The sequence below is a fragment of the Epilithonimonas zeae genome, from assembly GCF_023278365.1.
GTDB classification, from domain to species: Bacteria; Bacteroidota; Bacteroidia; order Flavobacteriales; family Weeksellaceae; genus Epilithonimonas; species Epilithonimonas zeae_A.
In genome coordinates, this window is the sequence record NZ_CP075338.1 from 3,552,041 (window position 1) to 3,570,702 (window position 18,662).

Annotated in this window: 17 protein-coding genes; 8 read left to right on the forward strand and 9 right to left on the reverse strand. The window is 35.3% G+C overall.

Annotation, left to right across the window (positions count from 1 at the left end):
- Positions 1-213 precede the first annotated feature (213 nt).
- Positions 214-1,416, forward strand: coding sequence for an enoyl-ACP reductase FabV (gene fabV, locus KI430_RS16235; RefSeq protein ID WP_248875949.1), 1,203 nt, complete (start codon positions 214-216; stop codon positions 1,414-1,416).
- 88 nt (positions 1,417-1,504) lie between these two features.
- Here the strand turns inward: fabV and KI430_RS16240 are convergent, their stop codons facing one another.
- From KI430_RS16240 to KI430_RS16250, 3 genes are all read right to left on the reverse strand, one after another.
- Complete coding sequence (locus tag KI430_RS16240) at positions 1,505-2,302, reverse strand: lysophospholipid acyltransferase family protein (RefSeq protein ID WP_248875950.1); 798 nt, start codon at positions 2,300-2,302, stop codon at positions 1,505-1,507.
- A 96-nt stretch (positions 2,303-2,398) separates the two neighbouring features.
- Positions 2,399-3,028, reverse strand: a complete 630-nt coding sequence (locus KI430_RS16245) for an NUDIX hydrolase (RefSeq protein ID WP_248875951.1) — start codon at positions 3,026-3,028, stop codon at positions 2,399-2,401.
- 115 nt (positions 3,029-3,143) lie between these two features.
- Complete coding sequence (locus tag KI430_RS16250; protein WP_248875952.1) at positions 3,144-4,505, reverse strand: TolC family protein; 1,362 nt, start codon at positions 4,503-4,505, stop codon at positions 3,144-3,146.
- 173 nt (positions 4,506-4,678) lie between these two features.
- On the opposite strand from KI430_RS16250, the gene KI430_RS16255 reads away from it, so the two are divergent.
- From KI430_RS16255 to KI430_RS16270, 4 genes are all read left to right on the forward strand, one after another.
- Positions 4,679-5,368, forward strand: coding sequence for an ABC transporter ATP-binding protein (locus tag KI430_RS16255; RefSeq protein WP_248878364.1), 690 nt, complete (start codon positions 4,679-4,681; stop codon positions 5,366-5,368).
- 109 nt (positions 5,369-5,477) lie between these two features.
- Positions 5,478-6,707, forward strand: a complete 1,230-nt coding sequence (locus KI430_RS16260) for an ABC transporter permease (protein ID WP_248875953.1) — start codon at positions 5,478-5,480, stop codon at positions 6,705-6,707.
- An 87-nt stretch (positions 6,708-6,794) separates the two neighbouring features.
- Positions 6,795-8,063, forward strand: coding sequence for an ABC transporter permease (locus KI430_RS16265; RefSeq protein ID WP_248875954.1), 1,269 nt, complete (start codon positions 6,795-6,797; stop codon positions 8,061-8,063).
- A 45-nt stretch (positions 8,064-8,108) separates the two neighbouring features.
- A complete protein-coding gene (locus KI430_RS16270) occupies positions 8,109-9,305 on the forward strand; it encodes an efflux RND transporter periplasmic adaptor subunit (protein ID WP_248875955.1) in 1,197 nt (398 codons plus the stop codon).
- 65 nt (positions 9,306-9,370) lie between these two features.
- Here the strand turns inward: KI430_RS16270 and KI430_RS16275 are convergent, their stop codons facing one another.
- From KI430_RS16275 to dapF, 4 genes are all read right to left on the reverse strand, one after another.
- A complete protein-coding gene (locus tag KI430_RS16275; protein ID WP_248875956.1) occupies positions 9,371-10,036 on the reverse strand; it encodes a hypothetical protein in 666 nt (221 codons plus the stop codon).
- 95 nt (positions 10,037-10,131) lie between these two features.
- A complete protein-coding gene (locus KI430_RS16280; RefSeq protein ID WP_248875957.1) occupies positions 10,132-12,645 on the reverse strand; it encodes a TonB-dependent receptor in 2,514 nt (837 codons plus the stop codon).
- A 26-nt stretch (positions 12,646-12,671) separates the two neighbouring features.
- The gene (mltG, locus tag KI430_RS16285) at positions 12,672-13,697 is read right to left on the reverse strand and encodes an endolytic transglycosylase MltG (protein WP_248875958.1); all 1,026 of its coding nucleotides are present in this window, start codon (positions 13,695-13,697) and stop codon (positions 12,672-12,674) included.
- Between the two features lie 20 nt (positions 13,698-13,717).
- Complete coding sequence (dapF, locus tag KI430_RS16290; protein WP_248875959.1) at positions 13,718-14,482, reverse strand: diaminopimelate epimerase; 765 nt, start codon at positions 14,480-14,482, stop codon at positions 13,718-13,720.
- Positions 14,483-14,696: 214 nt separating this feature from the next.
- Here dapF and KI430_RS16295 point away from each other — a divergent pair, with 214 nt between their 5' ends.
- Positions 14,697-15,254 carry an RNA polymerase sigma factor gene (locus KI430_RS16295; RefSeq protein WP_248875960.1) on the forward strand — a complete coding sequence of 186 codons (558 nt, stop codon included), beginning with the start codon at positions 14,697-14,699 and terminating at the stop codon, positions 15,252-15,254.
- 15 nt (positions 15,255-15,269) lie between these two features.
- Positions 15,270-16,124: a lipoyl synthase gene (gene lipA, locus KI430_RS16300; RefSeq protein WP_248875961.1), complete on the forward strand. Its 855-nt coding sequence runs from the start codon at positions 15,270-15,272 to the stop codon at positions 16,122-16,124.
- 34 nt (positions 16,125-16,158) lie between these two features.
- Here lipA and KI430_RS16305 read toward each other — a convergent pair whose 3' ends face one another.
- Positions 16,159-16,347, reverse strand: coding sequence for a hypothetical protein (locus tag KI430_RS16305; RefSeq protein ID WP_120213357.1), 189 nt, complete (start codon positions 16,345-16,347; stop codon positions 16,159-16,161).
- Positions 16,348-16,522: 175 nt separating this feature from the next.
- On the opposite strand from KI430_RS16305, the gene KI430_RS16310 reads away from it, so the two are divergent.
- Entirely contained in the window at positions 16,523-17,866 is a 1,344-nt protein-coding gene (locus tag KI430_RS16310; protein ID WP_248875962.1) for an ammonium transporter, read from the forward strand.
- A 65-nt stretch (positions 17,867-17,931) separates the two neighbouring features.
- Here the strand turns inward: KI430_RS16310 and KI430_RS16315 are convergent, their stop codons facing one another.
- Positions 17,932-18,630, reverse strand: a complete 699-nt coding sequence (locus KI430_RS16315; protein WP_248875963.1) for a class I SAM-dependent methyltransferase — start codon at positions 18,628-18,630, stop codon at positions 17,932-17,934.
- Positions 18,631-18,662: the final 32 nt, after the last annotated feature.

An 18,662-nucleotide genomic window follows, 5' to 3' on the forward strand; every position in this document is an offset into this window, starting at 1 on the left:
ATATTTTAAATAATATACTTTACAATTTCGAATGTTGGTAAAATTAAATAAAATATTCACTTGCGCAATCGATTGCGCAAAATAAAAACAACGACTCTCCAAAAGCATTATTAACACTCGAAAAACAGAAAACAGTGATACGCTTTTTTCCAGATAATTCTTAATATATGATTCAAATTTCTTTAATTTGCAATGCTAAAAATAATTTCAACAATGATTATTCAACCTAGAACAAGAGGATTTATATGTTTGACGGCACATCCAGACGGAGCGCATCAAAGCATTAAAAATCAAATAGAATATGTAAAGTCCAAAGGCGAAATCAAAAACGGACCAAAAAAAGTATTGGTAATCGGAGCTTCTACGGGATTCGGGATTGCTTCAAGAATTACTGCAGCTTTCGGTTCTAATGCTGCTACAGTTGGTGTTTTCTTTGAAAAACCAGCATCTGAAGGGAAAATGGGAACAGCGGGTTGGTACAATTCTGCAGCTTTCGAAAAAGAAGCGCACGAAGCTGGACTTTATGCAAAAAGTATCAACGGCGATGCGTTTTCTGACGAAGTGAAAAAAGAAACAATTGAGTTGATTAAAAAAGACCTTGGTCAGGTTGATTTGGTGGTTTATAGTTTGGCTTCTCCAAGAAGAACGCATCCAAAAACAGGTGTTGCTTATGCATCAGTTTTAAAGCCGATTGGCAAGCCCTTTACCAATAAAACGGTTGATTTTCATACAGGTGTAGTTTCTGACATCACCATTAATCCGGTTGAAAACGACGAAGATATTTCCAACACAGTTGCTGTAATGGGTGGTGAAGACTGGAAATTCTGGATAGAAGATTTGAAGGCGGCAGGTGTATTGGCAGAAGGCGTTCAAACCGTTGCTTATTCTTACATTGGTCCTGAACTGACTTTCCCAATCTACAGAAACGGAACAATCGGACAAGCGAAAAATGACTTGGAAGCGACTGTAACAGTTTTGAATGATTTATTAAAAGACCTCAACGGAAAATCTTATGTTTCTGTGAACAAAGCTTTGGTAACGCAATCTAGTTCAGCGATTCCTGTAGTTCCATTGTATATTTCTTTGCTTTATAAAGTGATGAAAGCAAAAGGAACGCACGAAGGAACAATTGAACAAATCCAAAGATTGTTTGCTGACAGATTATATACTGAAAACGGAAATGTTGAATTAGACTCAGCAGGAAGAATCAGAATTGATGATCTGGAAATGGCGGAAGATGTTCAGGCGGAAGTAGCGAAACTTTGGGAACAAACTTCAACTGAAAACCTTTCCGAAATCAGTGATATCGAAGGTTACAGAAAAGAATTCTTCAATCTTTTTGGTTTCCAGTTTGACGAAATCGATTATGAGAAAGATGCAAATGAGAACGTGCAAGTTCCAAGTATTGAAGCTTAAGAATAGAAATTAGAGTTTAGATATTAGAATTTTAGACTTTAATTAAAATGATAAAATAGAAACGGCTACTTTTTCAGTAGCCGTTTTTTTATTGTTGAGATTGAGATTTTATCTCTTTTTGTTTAACATCGTATTCGTGCAGAAGGTTGTGTTGTGGAGTCTGCTCTATGGCGTGCATTATTTTGTCCAGAATTTGTGTCGCCGACTCATTATCGTAATCGATATCCAAAGCAGGTTTGAACTCCATTGTAGGTTTAACACCAGTTACTTTGATTTTCAATCCTTTCTTATCAAAAGCTCTTCGGAATCCATCAATTTTAATTGGAATTACTGTTGGTCTTTGGTTTTTAATCAGCTTTGCCGTTCCTTTTCTACCTTGTGCATAAGCAGAAGTTGTACCTTGAGGAAAAGTAATAACCCAGCCGTTATCCAAAGCTTTCATAATGTTTTCAACTTCGGTAAGGTCAACCATTCGGTTTACGTTTTGACCTTCTGCTCTCCACGTTCTTTTTACTGTAACTGCACCGGCGATTTTAAAAATTCTCGCCAAAATTCCTTTATTCATTGTTTCTTCTGCGGCCACATAATAGAAATCTACTTTTGGGTTCAGAAGGTAAACAGGATTTTTTATTGTGTTGTGATAACCGTTATTCACAGCGCAAAATGCGTGATACATCGCCGCAACATCCGCAAAATAAGTCTGATGATTGGAAACGAAAAGAACATTGCTGTCTGGCAAATCAGAAAGATTTTCAGTTCCGGTAATCTTCAATTTATTAAAACCATTGAATCTCCTGTAGGAAACAATTCCCAGAATGAAAATAATTATTCTTTTCAGAATATAAATATTTCCAAAAGAATCGGTAAAAATATTTTTTTTTGCCATTGCTTTTTTAATTAGATTTTAAAACTAAAAATCTTTATTAATTTAATAAATTGATTAACCAATTTTCATTCCCAAACTGCGGGAATATTTGCAAAATTAAACATTTTTTAACAAGTTGCTGAACTCGCTCAAAATCATTGATGTAGCTCCCCAAATGATGTAACCATTGAAATCGATTACGGGAACTTCATAACCTTTCGTAGAAGGTAAAGCCATTATCTTTGGCTGGTCGGGAAGACTTAATAAAGATGAAATAGGGAATTCAATCAATTCTACAGCTTCTGTTTCCTGTAAAACGAATTCAGGATTTTTCTTCGTGTAAGACACAAAAGAATGAACATAAAAATTACTTGGCGGAATATAAATCGGAGACATCTCACGAATGATTCTTACATAATGTTCATCAATTCCTAATTCCTCAGAAGTCTCGCGTTTAGCTGTATAAGCAAAATCTGGGTCTTCTTTTTCTCTTTTTCCACCAGGCAATGAGATTTGTCCGCTGTGCCTGTCGTTTTCATTCACGCTTCTTACAATCAGAGGGAAATGCCATTCATTGTTTTTAAGATAAAGTAGAATATTAACAGCTGCAAACTTTGGATTTTTAGTCAGAATATCTTCGTAACTGAAAACAGGACGATAGGGCGGAGAATAAATTTTGTGGGCATTTTCACCCAACAATTCCGCTGCTTTGATATCTCTGAGTAAATCTTTTCCAAAAATCTGCATATCTCAAAGATAAGAAAAGTTAAAGAATTTCTTATCGCCGTTCAATATAAAAAAAGTCGCAAAGACTAACTTTACGACTTTAGAATATTATAATTTATGAATGTTTGATATATAGTTACAAATTAATCCCACGTCCAGCGTAAAAATCTAAAACTTTGATACTGAACAGATAATTGTATTTTGCCTGTGCTACAGAACCTTGTGCATTTGCATAATTGTTTCTGGCAATTGTTACGTCGTAGATTGTAGAGCGTCCGGCTTCATAACTTTTCTCAGCAAAATCCAAAGCTAACCTAGTGCTTTTTTCAGCTTCGATAGCAGCAAGATAGATTTCATAATTAGAATCTGCATTAAACTGCGCCTGCTGAATATCCTGCTTCAACTGGAATTTCTGTTGCTCCAGATTATTTTTCGCAACCACTTCATTGATTTTGGTTTGCTCAACCTGAAGTTTTGTAATTCCTTTATTGAAAATAGGGATATTAGCTGATAAGCTCAACTGTTGTCCAAAATTATCTTTGTATTGTTGTGTGAAATTTCTTTCGGTTATGGCGACAGGATTTCCTGCTGCATCTACACTGTAGCCAATTGTATTTTTATTCAAAAGATTATTATAAAAACTTCCAATCCCGGCAGTAGCAGATATTGTAGGATAAAAATTAGTTTTCGCAACTTCAGTTTGTGCTTCAGCTGCTTTGATTCTAATTTCCGCTGCTTTTACAATGGGTTGAGAAGTGTAAGCAATATTCAGGACTTCTTCTACAGATTCTGTTTGTGGTGCCAATTCATCCGGAACTGGAATGTCTACCACATCAAATGTTTTGTAATCTTGTAATTGAAGAAGCTGAGCCATTGCAAACAATGCTTTATCTACATTAATTTGAGCTGTTTTTACATTCTGTTTCTCTCTCGCCAAAGACGCCGTTGCTTCTGCTAAAACCGTCTGAGCTGTAGTTCCAACATCTGTTGTGATTTTCGCTCGGTCGTATAATCTTTGTGCATTTTCCATTGCACTTTCTGAGATTTTTTTGATTTCTCTATTCAGCATCACATTCAGATATTGCTGAGCAATTTGAAGTGAAATATTATTTGTGATGGTTTCGATATCCTGTAAACTAGCATCCACATCGAAGCTGGTTTTCTTGATAGTTTTTTCTAATCTTCCGTTATTATAAACCAAAATATTAGCTCCTAAATTGGCACCGTTATAATAACTGTCATTTCTGATACTGCTGGTTCCTACTAAGGATTGCCCAAAATTGGCATTGTTATTAATGGTGCCGGAAACCGAAGGCAAATACTCCTTTTTTGCCATTTCCAGATTTTTTGTCTGCACATCCTTGTTGTAAGCCTGCGCTTGGATTTGCAAATTGTTTTTAATTGCATAATCCACACATTCCTGAATTGTCCATTTTTTCTGAGAAAATCCCAAAACTCCTATTGACAAAAGCGAAATACAAAAAACTTTTTTAAGCATAAAAGAAAAATTATACCCAATAAGACTCCGGAATTATAAAAATGTTACGCCAGTAATTAAAATTTTTTCAAAATCTGATTAAATACAAAAATCACAAAATATTTTTTCGTGTTCTGTAACATTTGTATTCTCCGGTTTACTTATAATGTAAAATCCAGACAATGTCTCATCCCATTCTGAAAATAGAAGATATTAACAAATCTTACGATACAGGCAAGAGCAAACTTCACGTGCTGAAAGGTATTAATCTTAATATCAACCAAGGCGAGTTTGTTTCTATTATGGGAAGTTCAGGTTCCGGAAAATCGACTTTGCTGAATATCATCGGGATTTTGGATGAAGCTGATAATGGGATTTATGAACTTGATGGATTTCCGATTAAACATCTCACAGAAGTAAAAGCTGCTGAATACAGAAGCCGTTTCATTGGATTTATTTTTCAATCATTTAATTTGATTAATTATAAAACGGCGTTGGAAAACGTAGCACTTCCATTATATTATCAAAACGTTTCCAGAAAGGAAAGAACAAAAAAAGCCTTAGAGTATCTGGAAAAAGTAGGATTGAAAGAGTGGGCAGAACACCTTCCAAGTGAACTATCCGGCGGACAGAAACAAAGAGTTGCTATTGCAAGAGCGTTAATCTCTGAACCAAAATTAATCCTTGCCGATGAACCTACCGGAGCTTTGGATTCCAAAACAACTCACGATATTATGAAGCTGCTTCAGGAAATTAACAACGAGGGAAAAACAATTGTTGTTGTAACGCACGAGAACGATGTTGCGGCACAAACCAAAAGAAACGTTGTCCTGAAAGATGGCAGAATAGAAAGCGATGAGTATATCCAACAAATTGTTTTATAAAGCTGGATGATGGAAGTTAATGAATTGAAAACAGAGAAATTAAAAAATAAATACTGCGAAAAGCTGGAAGCTTCCAAACTTCCAACTTCGAGCTTCCAACCTGAAAATTATGTTTGATTTAGACCGCTGGCAAGAGATATTTAGTTCCATTCGCAGTAATGTATTGCGGACGGTACTTTCTGGTTTTACGGTGGCGTTGGGACTTTTCATTTTCATTGTTTTATTTGGGATTGGAAACGGACTTAATAATTCCTTTGCGAAGGCGTTTACAAGAGATGCAACCAATCTGATAATGGTTTGGGGCGGAAAGACAACTATTCCTTACGCTGGTTTGCAATCGGATAGGACCATTACATTTAATAATGATGATTTTGATGCAATTGTAAAGGAGAGCAAAGGAAAATTAGAGTACGCTTCACCAAGATATACGACGAATCTTACTGTGAAATATGGTAAGGAAAGTGGCAGTTATCAAATCAACGGTGTTTTGGGAGATGAAAAATTTCTTGAAAACAGAACGATGATAGACGGTCGTTACATCAATGAGCGAGATAACGAACTGAAACAAAATGTAGCATCCATTGGAAGAATGGCTTGGCGGGATTTGATTCGTGATGGTAATCCGATTGGGAAAGATTTGGAAATCAATGGAACGATGTTCAAAGTCGTTGGGGTTTTCTCTGACCCAGGTGGTGATTGGGATGAACGCCATATTTCTATTCCGCTTTCCACACTACAACAGATGAAGAAAAGTTCGGACACCATCAGTACTGTGATGTTGGCTTATAACCCGGATATGACGCCGGATGAAGGTATAAAATATGGAGACCAACTTGAGAAAAACATTAAAGCAAGACAAAATATTTCTCCAGAAGACCAACAAGGAATCAGAGTTAGTAATAATGCTAAAAATACACAGGATTCTTTTGCTTTCTTGTTTGTGATTACTGCTGTTGTTGGATTTATCGGGCTTGGAACTTTGCTGGCGGGAATCATTGGAATCAGTAATATCATGGTTTACATCATCAAGGAAAGAACCAAAGAGATAGGCGTAAGAAAAGCAATTGGCGCAAAACCAGCCGGAATTGTGGCTTTGATTTTACAGGAAAGTATTGTAATTACTGTGATTTCCGGATTTGTTGGAGTAGGATTAGGTGTTCTGGCTTTGAAATTAATTGGTAATAATCTGGAAGATTTCTTTATCACAGAACCATCCGTAGGTTGGGGATTAATTGCTGCAGCATTTTTCTGTTTGGTACTTTCTGGTGCAATTGCAGGATTTGTTCCAGCTTACAAAGCATCGAAAATCAAACCGATTGAGGCTCTGAGAACAGATTAAGTTATAGAGTGGGAGAGTTTTAGAGAATTTGAGAATATTGTAATAAAAGCATTTATCAATCATCATTAATCATTTATAAACAAAAACGTGAATATACTTTTCAAAAGAGATACCTGGCAGGAGATTTATTATTCCCTTCGGAATAATAAGCTCAGAACGTTTCTTACGATGATAGGCGTGGGCTGGGGTATGTTTTTGTATGTTAGTTTGTTAGGTGCTGCAAAAGGGATGGAAAATGGTTTTAACAAATTGTTTTCCGGGCTTGCAACCAACTCGATATTCCTTTGGCCACAAAATACCAATATCCCTTACGAAGGTTTTGCGAAAGGCAGAAAAATGGACCTTCATCTGAAAGATATAGAATATATCACGAAGAAAATTCCAGAAATCGATTATATTTCGCCTCAAAGTGTGCGAGGTAATTTTGGGACGCCAGGCGAGCAGATTTCCAGAAATGGAAAGAAAAACACCTATATGATAACGGGCGATTTTCCTGTTGGTAATCAGATTTCCAAGAAAAAATTATTATTCGGACGATATATTAATGATGCAGATATTCAGTCTAAAAAGAATGTGATTGTCATAGGAGAGGATATTTATAAAAATCTTTTTGATGCGAAGAAAAATGAAGACCCTATTGGGAAATCAGTCAATCTGAAAGGTATATTTTTCAATGTCATTGGTGTTTTCAGAGTTCCAAGAGGTGGTGGGATGGAGAATGACCAATCAGCTTATATTCCGTTTTCCACTTATTCCGGGATGTATAACGAGGGTGATAAAGTTGGATTTTTCGCTATCGTTGGAAAGCCAAATGCCGAAGCTGCAATTGTGGAAACTAAAGTGAAAGACGAATTGAAAAAAATCAATCACGTTTCGCCTGAAGATACTAATGCATTCGGAAGCTTTAACCTGGCAAAAGAATTTAAAAAAGTAACAGGATTTTTGACCGGAATGCAGTTGTTGACAATAGTTGTAGGAACATTAACGATTTTGGCAGGTGTCATTGCGATTTCAAATATCCTATTAATTACAGTAAAAGAAAGAACCAAAGAAATAGGAATCAGAAGAGCTTTGGGAGCAAAACCGGCTGAAGTTCGAAATCAGATTTTGCTGGAAAGTGTTGTGATTACTTTATCATCAGGATTATTAGGATTTTTATCTGGGATTTTTCTTCTCATTATTCTGAATGTTGCAACAATGAACAATGATGCTTTCCCATTCAGTAATCCGACTGTGGATTACGGAAATGTATTTTCGGCAATGGGAATTATGATTTTCCTCGGATTGGTTATCGGATTGATTCCTGCACAAAGAGCGGTTAAAATCAAACCAATTGAAGCCTTAAGAACAGAATAAAAAACTAACAGTTAATCATTTATAATTAAACTATATTTCTACATAATGGAAAAGGAAAAAAAGAAATTTACATTCAAGAAAGCGATTTCCATATTTTTGGGATTACTATTCGCGGTCGCTTTGGTTGGCGGAATCGGTTATCTTATTAAATCCAATTCGGCTGAGAACGAAGTGTTCCTGACCAGAAAACCAAGCATCAAAAATTTGGATGATAAGGTAATGGCAACCGGGAAAATAGAACCTCGCGAAGAAATCGAAATCAAACCAAACATTGCCGGAATTATCCAAAGCATCAATGTGGATGAAGGTGACAAGGTGGAAGCTGGACAATTGATAGCAACCATCAGAATTGTACCTAATATTACGGATGTTAACAATGCAACGATGCAAATCAATAATTCTCAAATCCAGTTGACGAATGCAAAAATCAATGTTGAGAATCAACAAAAGCAATATGAGATGCAGGCGAAATTGTACAAACAGGGTGTGATTTCTAAACAAGAATATATTACAGCTCAGCAACAATTGGAAACGACTGTTCAGCAACAAAAATTAGCTGTGCAACAGTTGAACGCTGCTCAAAAACAATTGCAAATTGTGAGAACTGGAGCAACGCCGGAATTGCAAAGTATGGCGACTACTCAAATCCGTGCAAAAGCGGCTGGAACAGTTTTAGAAATCCCTGTAAAAGTCGGAAGTCAGGTAATTGAAGCCAACTCGTTTAATGCCGGGACAACAATCTGTTCTATTGCAGACCTTAATTCATTGATTTTTAAAGGTGATATCGATGAAGCTCAGGCTGGAAAACTGAAGCAAGGAATGGATATGAGTGTGGTAATCGGTGCGCTTCAAAACAAATCTTTCCCAGGAAAATTAACCCTGATTGCTCCAAAAGGAACCGAGGAAAGTGGAACGATAAAATTTGCTGTAGAAGGTGATGTTTTCAATAAAACCGGAGAATATATTAGAGCGGGATTTAGTGCCAACGGAGAAATTTTGTTGAGTTCTAAGAAAAATGCATTACTTTTGGATGAGTCACTGATCCAATATGAAAAGGGTAATAACAAATCTTTTGTAGAAGTAAAACAACCGAATGGTGGCTTCAAGAAAGTATATGTTAAGTTAGGTTCAAGTGACGGAATCAATGTTCAAATCCTTTCTGGAATTGATAAAAATGCAGAAGTAAAAGTCTGGAACCCATCTGATAAAGACAAGGAAGAACTGAAAGATAAAAAGAAATAATAGACCTTTAATTATAATTGTTAAAAGAATCCGTCTCGTTTTTATAGCGAGACGGATTTTTTATTTTAAAACATTTTGCCGTAGAAAGATGTGATGTCAAAGTAGTATCGAACTTCAGTTCCATCAGCTTTTTTGAGAGAAAGAATGTCATACATTTTTCCTTTGTTTTCTGAAAGAGACTGGCTTTGCATTGTACAGTCCGAACAATTTTCTCTTATATATTTGTATTCGTCGGGCACGCTTTTTACTTTGATGGCTTTTTCAAAGGATGAACCGTCTTTTACAGATTTACTTTTGTTATTAAAATCTTTGCGGGTGTCTATGAATTCATAAGGATTTTGATTCATATCTACACTGATCTTATCGGACTTGAATTTTATATGATTTTTGTCGATGACTTGGTAGGTGTAAGTATCTGTCATTCCAGATTCTGTGTGCGCTTCGAAAAATTTTCCGTCTTGGATCCACCAATTTCCGGTCTCAACACTTTTTTGACTTTCCCCATCTTTACAGAATGTAAAATCTAAGACAAAAGTGCCATCATTGTTTCTTGTCATAATCCATTCTTTTGCCATTCCTTCGATCTGTTCATCTTTTTCTGAGCCTGCCCATTCGCCGGATAAACGTTTGTCGATTTGTTTTCCGTTGGATAAAGTTGTCATTGAACTTCCACAAGAAATTAAAAAGAGGCTGGAAATAGCAACAGCCATACAGTTGATTATTAGTTTCATTTTTTTTTTTTTTTTTAAATAAATTATTATTTAAATATTATTCAAAAAAAATACTGCAATTGTTTTGCAGTATTTATATTTCTATTGTTTTAGGATTACATTGGTGGCATATCGTCACCTCCATTGCTATTAGAATTGATGTCTTTTTTACGTTTTGGTTGCTCAATCTTTTCTCCTTGTTTGAAACGGTAAGTCAAAGATAAAGAAAACTGTCTAGGATTCCATTGCATATACATATCTCGTGTATAGTTCGGTCCATAGTTCGTAGTTTCTCTTGCTCTTGTATTGAAAATATCTTGAATATTAAAAGCTAAAGTACCGTTACCTTTCCAAATTGTTTTTGTTGCACCGAGATTGAAGAAATAAATTGATTTTTGATTTTGACTGGCATTCTTTTGTCCTCCTCTAAAATTAGATTGAATTTGAATACTAAAGGTTTTGTCGAATCTAAAAGTATTAGCTAATCTTGCTCTGGAAGAAAAACCATCACCATTATAAGATTGGACTAAAACATTATTGATATAAAGATCACCTCTTGTTTTATAACCAAATAAATCAATATTTCCCATTATTTTCCACCACGAGAACGGATCATAAGTTCCATTAAAATCTAAACCGTAACGATCTTCGCTTCCAACATTATTAGGTCCAAGTGTGAAGGCTCCCGGATCTGTAATGTCCTGTATGATGGCAAATTGAATATTGTCCTTTTCTTTTCTATAGTATAAAGTTGGATTGATTGTTACTTTACTTTTCGACAAATTATATCCAAGTTCAAATGAATCAATATACGAAGGATTCAAATCTGGATTTCCTTGAAAAACGTTTCTTACATCATTAGGAGAAGAAATAGGAATCAAGAAAAATGATCTTGGTCGATCAATTCTTCTAGAATAATTTAACAAGATTTGATTGTTTTTTGCAAAATCATAGCTTAGGAACACACTTGGGAAAAGATTGTTGTAATTCTTCTTTTTATCTGTAGTCTGTCCAGTATCTACATCTGGTTGCAAAAGATTTCTTGTGGGATAATTAAAATTAACATTCGTAAGTTCATCTCTCAAACCTACTTGATAAGAAAGTGCGCCTATTTTACTCTTGAACTGGAGGTAAAATGCATTGAACGTTTCTGTGTAATTTGCAGGCCCAGTAAATCTACCTAGAATAGTAGGATTTGTTTCATCAGCAAGTAATCTTTGTGTGAAGAAATCATAATCATTGTTGTTATGATCTAGTCTATATCCAGCATTGAACAACGAGTTTTCTCCAATTGGTAACTCATAGTCTACTTTAGCAATTACAGATTTGTTTTCTGTCTTGGTTTTAGATGTTGTTAATGAACTAAAGATATTATTGTCCGTAGCTGTAATTTTAGAATCATTACTTGATTGATTACTTTGAAGACTTAATGATAAGGAAATATTTTGACCTTTGTCATCAAATTTGTGATCAATACCAAAATCACCTTGCATTCCAGTATTAGTATTTCTACCGATTGCATCTCTAGTGGTAAAATCTATACTTCCATCTCTATTGTAATTGGTGTATTTTATAGGGTTAGTGCTTTCATTTTCGAAAGTTCTAATAGTACCGCTTAAGTTAACGGATGTATTCGGAGAAATATCATAAACTACTCCAAGATTTGCATTGTAATTATTGTTCTTGGACTCGTTTATACTATTTTGGTTAAAGGATAACAAATCTCCAGATGTGTAATTTGTTGTCGATCTGTTGGTGTTTTTATTTTCCTGATAACCACCGCCACCATTTAAGAACCAACTCCAGTTTCCTTTTTTCCAGCTCAGGTTGGTGTTGAGATTAGTTTTTGGAAGATAACCCAAGGTTCCAATTACGCTTCCGTTGAAGCCTAATTTTGTTGTTTTTTTCAAAATGATATTAAGAATACCTGCGGTACCTGAGGCATCATATTTTGCAGATGGATTGGTTATGACTTCAATTCTTTCTATTTGATCTGCCGGTATGGCTTGTAATGCATTTGCTCCATCATCAATGCCTAAAAGTGCAGATGGTTTTCCATTTACTAAAAATCTGACATTAGAGCTTCCTCTCATAGAAACTGTTCCGTCTGTATCTACAGAAACAGATGGAACATTTTGCAAAACATCTTGCAAGTTACCACCAACTGCAGTTAAGTCACTTTTTACGTCGTAGGTTTTCTTGTCTAGCTCAACTTTATAAGGTTTTGTAGATTGTGCAGTAATCACAACGCCTTGGATGTCAGTTGTATTATTAAGGTTAGCTTTTCCGTCAGAAACAACAACGAAGGGTGCAATGGCGCCAGCTTTCTCTACTCTGATTGTTTGCGTGAATTTTTTATAATCAACTGCTTCAATGCTTACATCATAGCTTCCTGGCGCCAAGTCTAATTTATAGTTTCCGTCAGCATCTGCCAAAGCTGCATCACTTAATTGAGAATTTTGTTGATTTTTAAAAGTTATGGATGCATATCCAACACCGCCATTTGTATCTTTTACGTTTCCAGAAACATTCACTTTTTGCTGAGCCATTATAAAACTCGTAGCTCCAATGGTTAAGGCTAACCCAAAGAATTTTTTCTGAAATACACTTACAATTTCCGTTCGTTCCATTATTGTTTATTTTTCGCTTTTTCTCTTTATTTTATTTGTTTGCTGTTCAGCCAGTCTTGATAGGCTTTTGCATTCTTGGCGTGTTCCGCATCATTATCTGTGAATTTATGATAACCGAATCTCGCAGGATCGGCGCACATAAAAATGTAGTTGTTTTTTTCTGCTTCTAAAACTGCGTTCAATGAGTTTTTGTCTACAATACAAATGGGGCCTGGCGGAATTCCCTTGTTCGCATAAGTGTTATAAGGAGAAGGTTCTTTCAGGTGTTTGTAATAAACTCTCTTAATTTGTTGAGTGAAGTTACTCGCTTTGTTAACTGCATAAATAACCGTCGGGTCACTCTGCAATTTCATTCCTTTTTTATAACGATTGATGTAAAGTCCGGCAATTGTTCTTTGTTCATCAGGTTTTCCACCAGATTCTTTGTAAACGATAGAAGCTAGTGCGTAGATTTGATCTCTGGTTAATCCGGATTGTTTTTCTTTTTCGATTCTGTCAGCTGTCCAAAAATCTTTGTAATCTGATTCGAATTTGTTGAAGAATTCTTTTGGTGTTACCGTCCAGAAAAAATCATATGTATTATTGAAGAAATATTTTTTAAGGTCTTCTGCGTTTTTGTAACCTTTACTGATAGCAATTTCGTTCAGTTGATTAGCAAATTTCAAAGAATCAACTTCTGTCTTTTTGGTAACTCTTCCAATCATCTGGTAAACATCATCGAAATCTTTAATCCTGAAAGAATTAGGCGTTTGATTTCCTGCAAGAATCATATTGGCAATTTCGCGGTTGTTCATTCCTGGTTTCAGTTCGTATCGCCCAGGGTTGTAATTTTCTTTCAGATTTTTATCGTCTGCAATACTCGCAAAGTTGTCTTGATTTTTAACGAAAGGCGAAATTGAATCCAAAATTTGTTTGTAAGAAGAATGATGTGGAATCAAAACAAATCCTTCTTTTTCCACATTATTACCAAGATATTTATTGTAAAATCGCAATCCACAGAAACCAAGGATTGCTATTAATACAACTGATATGATAAGAATTATTTTTTTCATAGTTTTAAGTCTTCAGGCTTTTATAAATTAGTCTCTCCTTTAAAAACCTGAACAGCTGGACCTTCTAACCAAATGTTTTTGAATCCGTCTCCATTTTTTTCGGCATAAACTTTCAAATTGCCGCCCATTACTTTAATTCCAACAAACGTTTGATTATTATTTTTCATAAAAGTTAAAGCTGCAGCCGTAACGCCGGTTCCGCAACTGTAAGTTTCATCTTCAACACCTCGCTCATAAGTTCGTACAAAAAGTTCCTTGTCAGACAATTTTTCTACGAAGTTGACATTGATACCTTCTTGCTTATAAGTTTCGGAATTTCGGATTTCGTTACCGTTTTTGTAAACATTATAATTATTTAACATTTCCACGTATTTAACATAATGTGGCGATCCCGTATTCAGAACAAAATTATTTCCGTCTTTATTGATGTTGTTTACATCACCCATTTTCAACTTTACAATACCATTTTTGATTTCCGCTTCGTGGATTCCGTCAATAGCGGTAAAAGTTGTTCTATCTTCAATCATATCCAGAAAATGAGCAAAAGCCACAGAGCAACGTGCGCCGTTTCCACAGAAACTTTTAGAACCATCTGAGTTGTAATAATCGACTTCAAAATCAACATCTTCTGCGGAATTAATTTTAATTAATCCATCTGCACCAATGCCGAATCTGCGGTCGCAAAGTTTCTGTATGTTTTCGATAGAAAGATCATCCCATTCGCCTAAACGGTTGTCTATCATCACAAAATCATTTCCTGTTCCTTGATATTTATAAAATTTCATTATTTATTTGTCTGATTTTTAAATATTTATTTTGATTTTTCTAATCCAAGATCAAGCCAGTAAAAATACTTCTTTTAAAATAATTCAGTCTTGATATTTGTTATTTAAATTCACTCTAAATCTCAAAAAAATTCCATTCAAAATAATAGAAATTCTCAATCTCTCCAAATTAATATTTTTTAATAATATATAGCTATCTTTGTTCATTGAAAAAATGAAAGAAGACCAGTTACTAGCTCTCATCATAAAAGCCAGAGATAAAAATCAAAAGGCTCAGACACAGTTGATTAATCTATTTTGGGTTGATGTTTTTTCTTTTGTGATGAATAGAGTGAAGGATGAAAATGATGCAGATGAAATTACGGTTTCGGTATTTTCAAAAGTTCTTAACAAGCTGGATTTATTTGACCCTAATTTTCAATTCAAGACTTGGATTCTGACAATTGCTCAAAATACAATCATCGATTTCTGGAGAAGAAAAAACAGAGAGAATGAAGATGCAAGTGGCGGATTGGAGAATGTAAAGAACGAATTTGCAAGATCGCCGGAAGAACTGATGATTTCTGAAGAAGACCAACAGAAAATCATCAAAATCATAGAAACAATGGATGCTAAAAATCAGGATATTATTCGTCTGAGATTTTTTGAAGAAAAGAGCATCAAAGAAATAGCGGAAGAACTCAATCTTTCCGTAGCCAACACAAAAGTAAGGATAATGAGAGCTAAGAAAATTCTGGCCGAATTATTAAAAGAAGACGAAACAGATTTTTAATTTCAAAAAATCAAAATGGAAGAAACAGTGACTCAAAAACCCAAATGGATTCGTGTAAAATTGCCAACAGGTAAGAATTATCGCGAGCTAAGAAATTTGGTTGATAAATATAAACTTAACACGATTTGCCAAAGTGGAAGCTGTCCGAATATGGGCGAATGTTGGGGCGAAGGAACGGCAACATTTATGATTCTGGGAAATATCTGTACCAGAAGTTGTGGTTTCTGTGGCGTGAAAACCGGGAAACCAATGGATGTCAATTGGGACGAACCGGAAAAAGTAGCACGTTCTATCAAATTAATGAAAATCAAACATGCGGTTTTGACTTCGGTTGACAGAGATGATTTGAAAGATATGGGTTCGATTCTTTGGGCAGAAACAGTGAATGCTGTTCGCCGTATTTCTCCAGGAACAACTATGGAAACGCTGATTCCGGATTTCCAGGGTGTGACAAAACACATCGATAGATTGGTAGAAGTTGCTCCGGAAGTGATTTCCCACAATATGGAAACAGTAAAACGTCTGACAAGAGAGGTGAGAATCCAGGCAAAATATGAACGTAGCTTGGAGGTTTTAAGATATCTGAAAGAAGCAGGACAAAACCGTACAAAAACCGGTGTGATGCTTGGTTTAGGTGAAACAAAAGATGAAGTGTTCCAAACGATCGAAGATATCAGAAATGCTAATGTAGATGTGATTACATTAGGTCAATATCTTCAGCCGACTAAAAAACATCTTCCTGTTCAGAGATTTATCTCTCCGGAAGAATTTGATGAATATGGAGATTTTGCAAGAAATTTAGGCTTCCGTCACGTGGAAAGCTCACCTTTGGTAAGAAGTTCTTATCACGCAGAGAAACATATTCACTAAGAATTTACTTCATATACAAAATAAAAAAAGACTCCTATATGGAGTCTTTTACTTTTGGTTCCACTGGCTGTACTTTATCAGTTTGGTTCATCTGTTCCACTTGTTGCGGAATAAACATCATATACGCAAAATATCCTAAAAGGAATAAAACGACAATAATGATAATTGCCATCATGGGACCTTTGTTGGTCTCACTGTCAGGTTTTGGAATATCTGGTCTCATAATTTATTTTTATTGATAATATATCAAAACTGATGCCTTGTTGTTTTAATTTTTCAAGATATTAGTAACTGTGAGTGTATTTGTTTTTATTAATGAAAAATTAAGGGTTTGATTTTGAATTTTTATGATTATTTGAAATTAACCCCATATATTTGCAGGGTTAAATTCAAAATATATGAAAATTGAAAAACGTTGGGTGATTTCATTTGTGATAATTAGTCTCATTTCAATTGCGGCATTATTCTGGCCGGAACAAACTTCTTTGCCAAAACCCGGGACTTTTCTAAAAGAGGATAATATTGTAGGTTCTGATGTAGCCTGGATCCTTGCTTCTTCCGGATTAGTTTTGCTAATGACACCAGGTCTTTCTTTCTTTTATGGCGGAATGGTTGGGAAAAAGAATGTTATTTCAACAATGTTACAAAGTTTTATTGCACTTGGTGTTATAAGTATTCTTTGGGTTGTTGTAGGATTTAGTTTGTCGTTTGGCGATTCAATCGGAATTACCATTAATGGAGAACATTATGGTTTGATTGGAAATCCGACATCCTATTTGTTTTTTAACAACGTTGGTGTTTTTCCTCACAGCCAGATGGCTTCAACAATTCCATTTATTTTGTTCGCAATGTTTCAAATGAAATTTGCGGTGATTACACCAGCTTTGATAACAGGATCATTTGCAGAAAGAGTTAGGTTTATTTCTTACTTACTATTTATGGTTTTGTTTAGCCTGATTATCTATACACCGCTTTGTCATATGGTTTGGCATCCGGAAGGTTTATTGAACAAGTATTTCGGTGTTAAGGATTTTGCAGGAGGAACAGTCGTTCATATGAGCGCAGGATTTGCAGCTTTGGCTGGTGCAATGATGATAGGAAAACGTAAAAATCCACATCACGAACCGTCTAATATTCCATTTGTGATTCTCGGAACGGGAATGCTTTGGTTTGGCTGGTTTGGTTTTAACGCGGGTTCGGCTTTGTCGGCTAATGCAACAGCAGCAATGGCTTTTGGAACAACTACGGTAGCTTCGGCAACCGCAATGCTAACCTGGATTTTCTTTGATAGAGTTAATGGTCGCAAAGTTTCCGCTTTAGGTGCTTGTATTGGTGCTGTTGTTGGTTTAGTTGCGATTACACCTGCAGCAGGATTTGTGACCATTCCGCACGCTATTTTCATCGGATTTATTTCAGCTATTGTTTCTAATCTGATGTGCAATTGGAAAAGATTGAAAAAAGTAGACGATACTTTGGATGTTTTCGCTTGTCACGGCGTTGGCGGAATTATGGGAATGATTTTGACGGCAATATTGGCTCAGGGCGAAAATGCAAGCTTGCTTCACGGCGGATTTGAAGTGTTTGCTCATCATATGATGGCGCTGGTTTTGGTTTCTGCATTTACATTTTTAGGATCTCTGATTTTATATAAATTCACAGATTTAATAATTCCGCTCAGAGTTGCAGAAGATTCCGAAAATATAGGTTTGGATTTGTCTCAGCACGATGAGACTTGCATATAATAAGGTTTTTGATTTTGTTTAAGAAGGATGCCTCATTTGTTTTTTAACAGTGAGGCTCTTTTATTTTATCTCTTAGAACAAACCAAAATATGTTCGTTTTCACTTAAACCAAAAAAATCATCTTTTTGGAAAGTCTGAACATCAACAAAAAATCCACTTTTCTCCAAACGTTCTTTCAAGCCATTGATCGAATAGATACGAACGTGATCATCTTGTCCGAAATGTTTTAATCGATCTTCTTTGGTTTTGATGGAAAAATCCTCATAAGTTTCTCCATCTTTAAAAGGTGTTTGGATGAGGCAGGTTCCATCAGCTTTTAAAACTCGGAACAGTTCATTCATTGCTTGTTGGTCAGAATCGATATGCTCTAAAATATGGTAGCAAATAATCAAATCAAAACTTTCAGATTCCGCAGCAATATTAGTGATATCAAAACGATAATCAGCTAAAAATTCATTCTCAAAATCCGTGGAAAAATAAGTGATGTTTTTATTTTTTTTGAGATTCCTGTAAATCGCTCTGGAAGGTGAAAAATCTAAAATTTTAATTTCAGGTTTTAAGTATTTTTCATTCAGAAGTTTCCAAAGCCGTCTCGTTCTTGGCAAGCTGCCACAGACAGGACAAACCAAATTTCCATTTTCTACCAAAACAAAATCTTTCAAGTGCTTTTTGCAAATGTTACATTCGTGATTTTCACCTTTATAGAGCGGATAAATCAGCGAACGCAACAGAACCTCATTTTCAAAAAGAAATTTTTGAGGCATAATATTTTTGACGACTTTTTTTAAAGTTTTGT